Annotated in this window: 8 protein-coding genes and 1 pseudogene; 5 read left to right on the forward strand and 4 right to left on the reverse strand. The window is 74.5% G+C overall.

The features are described 5' to 3' along the window. A pseudogene (locus AN218_RS36440) lies at positions 1–257 on the reverse strand (lysoplasmalogenase); the annotation flags it as partial. Between the two features lie 226 nt (positions 258–483). Between AN218_RS36440 and AN218_RS06035 the strand changes: the two are divergent. From AN218_RS06035 to AN218_RS06050, 4 genes are all read left to right on the forward strand, one after another. After that, positions 484–699 carry a hypothetical protein gene (locus AN218_RS06035; RefSeq protein ID WP_070015574.1) on the forward strand — a complete coding sequence of 72 codons (216 nt, stop codon included), beginning with the start codon at positions 484–486 and terminating at the stop codon, positions 697–699. A 116-nt stretch (positions 700–815) separates the two neighbouring features. After that, entirely contained in the window at positions 816–1,286 is a 471-nt protein-coding gene (locus AN218_RS06040) for a VOC family protein (protein WP_070015575.1), read from the forward strand. A gap of 225 nt (positions 1,287–1,511) precedes the next feature. Further along, a complete protein-coding gene (locus AN218_RS06045) occupies positions 1,512–1,931 on the forward strand; it encodes a MazG-like family protein (RefSeq protein WP_070015576.1) in 420 nt (139 codons plus the stop codon). Positions 1,932–2,035: 104 nt separating this feature from the next. Continuing rightward, entirely contained in the window at positions 2,036–3,004 is a 969-nt protein-coding gene (locus AN218_RS06050) for an IclR family transcriptional regulator (RefSeq protein WP_070015577.1), read from the forward strand. Here AN218_RS06050 and ddaH read toward each other — a convergent pair. Beyond that, complete coding sequence (gene ddaH, locus AN218_RS34210; RefSeq protein ID WP_244900307.1) at positions 2,905–3,690, reverse strand: dimethylargininase; 786 nt, start codon at positions 3,688–3,690, stop codon at positions 2,905–2,907. The genes AN218_RS06050 and ddaH overlap by 100 nt on opposite strands. 64 nt (positions 3,691–3,754) lie before the next feature. Further along, complete coding sequence (locus AN218_RS06060) at positions 3,755–4,372, reverse strand: TetR/AcrR family transcriptional regulator (protein WP_070015579.1); 618 nt, start codon at positions 4,370–4,372, stop codon at positions 3,755–3,757. Positions 4,373–4,493: 121 nt separating this feature from the next. On the opposite strand from AN218_RS06060, the gene AN218_RS06065 reads away from it, so the two are divergent. Then, positions 4,494–5,987 carry a cytochrome P450 gene (locus tag AN218_RS06065; protein ID WP_070015580.1) on the forward strand — a complete coding sequence of 498 codons (1,494 nt, stop codon included), beginning with the start codon at positions 4,494–4,496 and terminating at the stop codon, positions 5,985–5,987. Between the two features lie 51 nt (positions 5,988–6,038). On the opposite strand, the gene AN218_RS06070 is transcribed toward AN218_RS06065, so the two are convergent. After that, positions 6,039–7,265 carry an FAD-dependent oxidoreductase gene (locus tag AN218_RS06070; protein WP_070015581.1) on the reverse strand — a complete coding sequence of 409 codons (1,227 nt, stop codon included), beginning with the start codon at positions 7,263–7,265 and terminating at the stop codon, positions 6,039–6,041. Positions 7,266–7,569 lie beyond the last annotated feature (304 nt).

Raw genomic sequence — 7,569 nt, forward strand, 5'->3', positions numbered from 1 at the left:
GGCGCCGGTGCGGGCGAGTCCGCGTCGGCCCGTCGGCGCAGCACGTACGAGGCGAGGGCGGGCATCAGCAGCGGCTTCGCCGCGCGACGCAGCCCCCGCGGACGGTCCCCCGCGACCGCTGCCAGATCCGCGGCGGCGAGGGCCCCGAAGGCGACGAGGGACCCGCGGCCGTTGCCGTCGGGCCGTACGGCGCGGGAGGCCGTACGTGCCGCCGCGGCACGGAGTCCGGACCCGGCGGAGCGTCCTGTGATCTTCATGCCGGGCAGTCTCGCCGGGCCCGCACAGCCGGTCAACAGGGCGGCCCGGGGCCGGAAGGGAGGCACCTGCGGGGCATTCGGTCGAAGCCGGCGAGTGGCGCGGACGGGCCGGACGGGGGCGTTCCTACGGTTCGTCGTGAGGGGCCGGACCGCCGGCCGCGCCCAGCGAACCCATGGATGGGAGCCGCCAGATGACCGCTGACGCCGCGCGCCCGGAGCGTGCCGCATGACGCCGCCGATCGTCGTCCACCCGCCCGCGGACGGAGGCGGGCGCCGCGTCACCGCGCACGCGGAGCAGCTCGGCGTCGCCTTCCGGGCGGAGGACGTGAGCGAGTTCCTGCGGCACGCGGGACTGAGCGAGGACGAGATCCAGCTCGACGACCCGAACCTGATCGAGTGGCGCGGCGGCGGCCCCGACGTATGGGACCGGCCGCAGCCGTGAGCGGTGCCGGGGCGGGCACGGCACCGGTCACGCACACGGCGCGCCCCGGCGGGAGACAGCAGCGTCGCGCGAGCCGCGGGAGCGGCCCGCCGCACCCGAGGAGGACGGAGGAGTCCATGCAGAAGATCACCACCCATCTCTGGTTCGACGGCCGGGCCGAGGAGGCCGTACGGCACTACACCTCGCTCTTCCCCGACTCCCGCGTCGTCGACGTACGGCGCAACGGCGAGACCGGGCCGGGCGAGCCGGGAGCGGTGACGGCCGTCTCGTTCGAGCTGGCCGGACAGCGCTTCATCGCCTTCGACGGCGGGCCCGGTCCCGCCTTCGGTGACGCCCTCACGCTCTATGTCGACTGCGCGGACCAGGCCGAGGTGGACATGTTCTGGGAGGGGCTCGGCGAGGGCGGCGAGGAGGGCCGCGGCGGACGGCTCACGGACCGGTTCGGGGTGACGTGGCAGATCGTTCCGCGTGCGGTGACGGAGCTGCTGGGCGACCCCGACCGGGACCGCGCGGCGCGGGTGACGAAGGCGATGGCGGGGATGCGGAAGCTGGACGTGGCCGCGCTGCAGAACGCCGCGCGGGACTGAGCGGACGCCGGGACCGCCGGCCCTGTTCGGCCTCGTACGAGATCGCACGGGCCGCACGAGGCCGAACAGGGCCGCGGGGCACGGGAGTTCGCGGCCGGGCGTCATGGCGGCGCGGCACACGTACGGGTCATGGGCGCGGTGCGGAGTGATCGGCTCCGTTCCGCGCCCTTACGCTGCCCGGGGCGCCGGAGCGGGCGGGCGCCGCGCACAGGGAGGGAGCGGGCGATGACGCCTGAGCAGTGGGCCGCGATCGGGCGGCTCGTGGAGTGGCTGGACTCCGCCAACGGGCAGGGCGAGCAGGAGACGGCGATGCGGCTGATGAAGCTCGCCGAGGAGTCCGGCGAGGTGATGGAGGCGTACATCGGGGCGCGCGGCCAGAACCCGCGCAAGGGCCGTACGCATACGCAGGCGGACGTGGCCGAGGAGCTGTGCGATGTGATCCTCACGGCCGCCGTCGCGCTGCATCGCTTCACGGACGAGCCCGCGCGTGTGCTCGACGAGCGGATCCGGACGGTGGCGCGGCGCTCCCTGCCGTCACCGTCGCCGTCGGAACAGGAACAGGCGCAGGAACAGGCGCAGGAACAGAAACCGGAACCGGAAGCGGAGCCCGGAGCAGGGGCGGAGCCGGCCGCGCCGGCGCGGTGACGGAGCACCGGACGCGTTGACGTATCGGGGCGGCCTGCCTACGTTGCGCCGGACGGCCCGTCCGGACCGTCCCGCACGTCCGATTCCGTCCGAGGGAGCACCACATGCGCGAGGCAGAGCGTGCCGCGGCGGCCGGCACGGGCTCGGTGACGGGCAGGGCGCTGCGCGTACTGGAGGTCTTCTCGCCGGAGGCCCCGGTGCTCACGCTCACCGAGATCTCCCGCCTCGCCGGGCTGCCGCTGACCACCGCGCACCGCCTGGTGAGCGAACTGGCCGGCTGGGGCGCCCTGGAGCGCGACCCCGCGGGCGGCTACCGCATCGGGCTGCGTCTGTGGGAGATCGCGGCGCTCGCACCGCGCGGGCTCGGCCTGCGCGAGGTGGCCCTTCCCCATCTGTCGGACCTCGCGCGCGCCACGGGTGAGAACGTCCAACTCGCGGTCCGCGAGGACCTGTCCGTGGTGTACGTGGAGCGGCTGGCCGGATGCGGCTCGGTGCCGGTGCTCACCCGCGTCGGAGGCCGCTTCGCGCTGACACCGACCGGAGTGGGGCGCGTCCTGCTGGCTCACGCGCCCGCGGACGTACAGGAGCGCGCGCTCGCGCAGCGGCCGGTCCGCTACACCGAGCGGACCGAGTGCGACCCCGTACGGCTGCGGCGGCTGCTCGCCGAGGTACGGCGCAGCGGTGTGGCGGTGTGCGAGCGGCAGGTGACGCCGGACAGCGTCTCGGTGGCCGCTCCCGTCCACGGCCCGGGCACGGGCGGCGCCAACGGCCCGTACGGCACGGGCAGTTCGGGCGCTGTGGGCAATGCCGGTGGCGTGGGCGCCGAGGTCGTCGCGGCCGTCTCCGTCGTCGCGCATGTGGAGACCGTCCCGGCGCACACCCTGGTGCCGCTGGTCCAGGCGGCGGCCTCCGGGATCTCGCGCGCCCTCGGCGCACCGCACGGCTCCGTCAACAGGCCCGCGCCCCGCCCCCGTTACGCGGACGCCGGCAGGTCGCGCAGCCGTACGGACAGGCAGGTCACACAGCCCTCCAGCTTCTCGAACTCGCCGATGTCCACCGGTACGGGCTCATAGCCCCGGTCCGCCAGCAGCTCCGCGGTGCGCGGCGCGCTCGCGGCCATCAGCAGCCGGTCCCCGCCGAGCAGGACGACGTGGGCGCCGGCCTCCTCCGGTACGGGAAGGAAGCGGGGGAAGTACGACGGGTCGGGCGCGAGCCGCGGCAGGCCGAGGACCGTGCCGTCGGGCAGCGCGGTGACGGCGGACTTCAGATGCAGCACCCCGGTGAGCGGTACGGGGACGACGCGGGCGCCCAACGGCTCGAAGGCGGCCCGCAGTTGGCGTACGCCCTCCTCGTTGGTGCGTCCGCCGAGACCCACATGCACGGTCCCGCCGCTCTTCAGGACGTCCCCGCCGTCGAGCGTGCCGGGAGCCTCGATGCGACGGACCGTGTACCCGAGGGCGCGTACCGCCTCCTCGACCGCCGGCGTCTCTGCGCGCCGGGAGGGCGCGGCGGAGCGGCAGACGAGCGCGGTGGCGCCGAGGACGACGACGGCGTCCTCCACGAACACGCTGTCGGGGCAGTCCTCTTGGGCCGGAACCTCGACCGGCTGCCAGCCGCCGTCCCGCAACACCCGTACGTACTCCGCCCATTGGCGTACGGCGAGGTCCCGGTCCACCGGCACCCGGTCGACATGGGTGACCAGGCCGTCGGCGAGACGTGCGGCGGGCGGCCGTACGAGGGCCTTGCGTTCCTGGGGCACGGGCTGACTCCGTCTCTCGTGATCGGGACATCGAGGCATGGGGACGGGCTCGACCGCCGTGCCCTCAGCCGGGGTTGATCGCGCCGAGCAGGGCACGCGCACACAGGTCGCGTACGTCCTCGCGCGGCGTACGCGGCGGCTCCTCCGCCAGCCACTCCAGGCACACGGTGACCATGAAGGAGAGCCAGGCGCGCACCGCGAGCCGCAGCATGGGCAGATCACCGGCCGCTCCGGCGGCCTCCGGATCGGCGGCGAGCGCGTCGAGGATCTGCCGTTCCTGCGCCTCCAGCCCCTGCCGGTAGACGCGGCGCACGGCGGGATCGCCCGCCGCCTCCGCCCGGTGGAAGGCGCGGAAACCCTGTGCGTGCTCCTCGACGTACTCCAGGAAACAGTCGAGCCCGCTGGCGAGTTGCTCGCGTACGGGCACGCCGGGGACGGCGGCCGTCAGCCGGAGCATCCGTCCGCTCTCGCGCTCGACGACGGCGGCGAAGAAGTCGTTCTTGGTCGGGAAGTAGTGGTAGAGCAGCCCGCGCGAGACGCCCGCGATCTCCGCCACCTGCTCGATCGACACGTCCTCGTGGGGGCTGCTCGCGAACAGCCGCGCCCCGACGGCCAGAAGCTCCTCGCGACGCTCCCCGGTGCTGAGCCGGCGGCGCGTGCGCTCCCCCTGCCTCTCGACCATGGCCGTCACTTTACTTGACGCCGCCCGGCGGTCTGCCCAGACTGGAATCCCTATTGAACCGCTGTACAACAAGCGGTCGCGGTGCGGGCAAGCACGGTGTACGACACGGGAGTTGAGACGGATGGCCCAGGCGCAGGCACAGCAGACGGGGAACGGCGCCCCGGGCAAGGGCTTCCGCAGCGCCCGGCTCGGCTGGCCCGAACTGGACCGCATTCCGCACCCGCCGCGCCGCGTACCGCTGCTCGGCGACGTGCTGGACGCCGACCCCCGCTCGCCCGTCCAGGACTCGATGCGCATCGGGCGGCAACTCGGGCCGATCTTCCGGCGCAAGGCGTTCGACAGGGAGATCGTCTTCGTCTGGGGCGCGGACCTCGCGGCCGAACTCGCCGACGAGTCGCGCTTCGCCAAGCACGTCGGCCTCGGCGTCGCCAACCTCCGTCCGCTCGCCGGGGACGGGCTGTTCACCGCGTACAACCACGAGCCCAACTGGCAGCTCGCGCACGACATCCTCGCCCCGGGCTTCAGCCGCGCCGCCATGGAGGGCTACCACCCGCTGATGCTGGACGTCGCGCGGCAGCTCACCGCGCACTGGGACGAGCGCAGCGGCGCGGGCCACGAGGTCGACGTGCCGGGCGACATGACGAAGCTGACGCTGGAGACCATCGCGCGCACCGGCTTCGGGCACGACTTCGGCTCCTTCGAGCGCTCCCGTCCGCACCCGTTCGTGACGGCCATGGTCGGGGCGCTCTCCTACGCGCAGCAGCGCAACGCCGCGCCTCCGCTGCTCGCCGCGCTCCAGCAGCGCGGCGCCGCGAAGCGCAACGCGGCGGACCGCGCCTATCTCAACGACACCGTCGACGAGGTCGTCGAGGCCCGCCGCAGCGGCGACGGCACCGGCGCACGCGGCGATCTGCTGGACCGCATGCTGGAGACGGCACACCCCGAGACCGGCGAACGCCTCTCCCCCGAGAACATCCGCCGCCAGGTCGTCACCTTCCTCGTCGCCGGGCACGAGACCACCTCCGGTGCGCTCTCCTTCGCGCTGCACTACCTCTCCCGCAACCCGGACGTGCTCGCGCGGGCGCAGGCGGAGGTCGAGCAGGTGTGGGGAGAGACGGAGGAGCCGGCGTACGAGCAGGTGGCGCGGCTGCGGTACGTACGCCGCGTCCTCGACGAGTCGCTGCGGCTGTGGCCCACGGCGCCCGCCTTCTCCCGGGAGGCGCTGCACGACACGACGCTCGGCGGCGTCCATCCGATGCGTACGGGCGCCTGGGCCCTCGTCCTGATCATGCTGCTGCACCGGGACCCGGCGGCCTGGGGCCAGGACGCGGAGCGCTTCGACCCGGACCGCTTCGAGCCGAAGGCGGTACGGGCGAGGCCGCCGCACGTCTTCAAGCCGTTCGGCACGGGCGCACGGGCGTGCATCGGGCGGCAGTTCGCGCTGCACGAGGCGACGCTCGTCCTGGGGCTGCTGGTGCGCCGCTACGACATCACGGCCGACCCGGACTACGAGTTGAGCGTCACCGAGCGGCTGACCCTCATGCCGCGGAACCTCCGGCTGCGGCTGACGCGGCGGACTCCGGCGCGGACGGCACAGCCGGCCGCACGGGACTGACGCGTACGGTCCGCAGCGCAGGACGTGTTGCGGCGCACCGCCGCGGGAGCGTCAACTGCCCTGCGGCGCGGGCGAGTCGGCGGCCAGCGGCGTGTCCCAGTCGAGCTGCCGCGCCAACTCCTGCTCCTCGGCGGCGGAGTCGGAACGGGCGTGGGGTCCGCCGCCGCGCCCGCGCCACTTGGCGCGGTAGTTCTTCAGCGTCCGCTCCAGGCGTCCGGGAGCCCGACGGGGCGTGAGCCGGGCGCTGTTGACGATGTTGCGCTCGACGCGCGGCCGGCGCAGCTCCTCGTACTGCTCCAGCGCGGAGGCCGTATCGGGCGCGTCCCGCAGCGACTTGGCCAGCACCACCGCGTCCTCCAGCGCCATCGAGGCGCCCTGTCCGGTCGCCGGTGAGGCGGCGTGCGCGGCGTCGCCGACGAGCAGCATCCGGGGCGTGCGCCACCGGCCGACGCTGGCGAGGTCGCTGGCGTTGGTCACCATCAGCCGGCCGTCCGTGGCCTCCACGATGTCCGCGGCGGGCGTCGCGTCGGGGCGCAGCAGCGGCAGCAGACGCTCACGCCACTGCGCGGGCGTGGTGCCGGCGATCTCGTCCTCGCTCAACTCGTCGGCGGAGACGCGTGCGAACCAGTACGTCTCGCCCCCCGGGGAGACCGTGTAGCCCATGGCGGAGGAGCTGCCGCGCAGCATCTCGATGCGTCCCGGCTCGTGCGGCGGAGCCGCCTCGGTGCTGTAGCCGTAGAAGACACGCTGGCCCGCGTAGCGCGGCGCGGCGGCCTCGGGGTCGGTCAACGGCCGTACGACGGAGTGGATTCCGTCCGCCCCGAGCAGCAGATCGCCGCGTGCGGTGGTCCCGTCCGCGAACTCCGCGGTGACTCCGTCCGCGTCCTCGACGGCCGTCACGAATCGCTCGCCCTGCCGGATCTCGATGCCGCGGCTTACGGCCACCTCCCGCAGCGCGGCGCAGAGTTCGGCCCGGCGCAGACAGCGGAACCGGCGCAGCGGGTCGCCGGTCTCGCCCAGCGGGACGGTGGAGACCACGGCGCCGGTGTCCCCGGTGAGGCGCATCGCCGTCAGCTCGAACCCGCGGCGTGCGACGGCCTCCGCCGCGCCGAACTGCGCCAGCGCGAGCATGCCGTTGCTCGCGAGGGTCAGGAAGGCCCCGATGTCGGCGCCGCTGTCCGGATGGGCCTCATGCACGGTGACGCCGAAGCCCGCCTTGTCCAGGGCGAGCGCCGCGGCGGTTCCGGCGATGCCGCCACCGATGATCAGGATCCGCATCTCGAAGCCCTCGTTCGCTGGTCGGTGCGCCGGTCGTCACGGCCCGTCGACGAGTCGCCGCACAGGCCGGACCGTCCGGCACGGCAGCGCACCGCACCGGGCCCGCCCGCCGTCGCCGAGCCGCCCGGGTGAACGGTACCCGCTGCCCGCCTCCGGCACCCGCGGGCCCACGACCTCGGGCCGGCGGTGCGTACGGGATGCGCTGCGGGCGCCCGCTCCGTAACGGGACGGCAGGGAACGGAGCGGGACGGAACGGCACGCGGTGCACGGACGTCGAAGCGGAACGACGCGCGGCGGGCGGGAC

The organism is Streptomyces nanshensis (assembly GCF_001751255.1).
GTDB lineage: Bacteria > Actinomycetota > Actinomycetes > Streptomycetales > Streptomycetaceae > Streptomyces > Streptomyces nanshensis_A.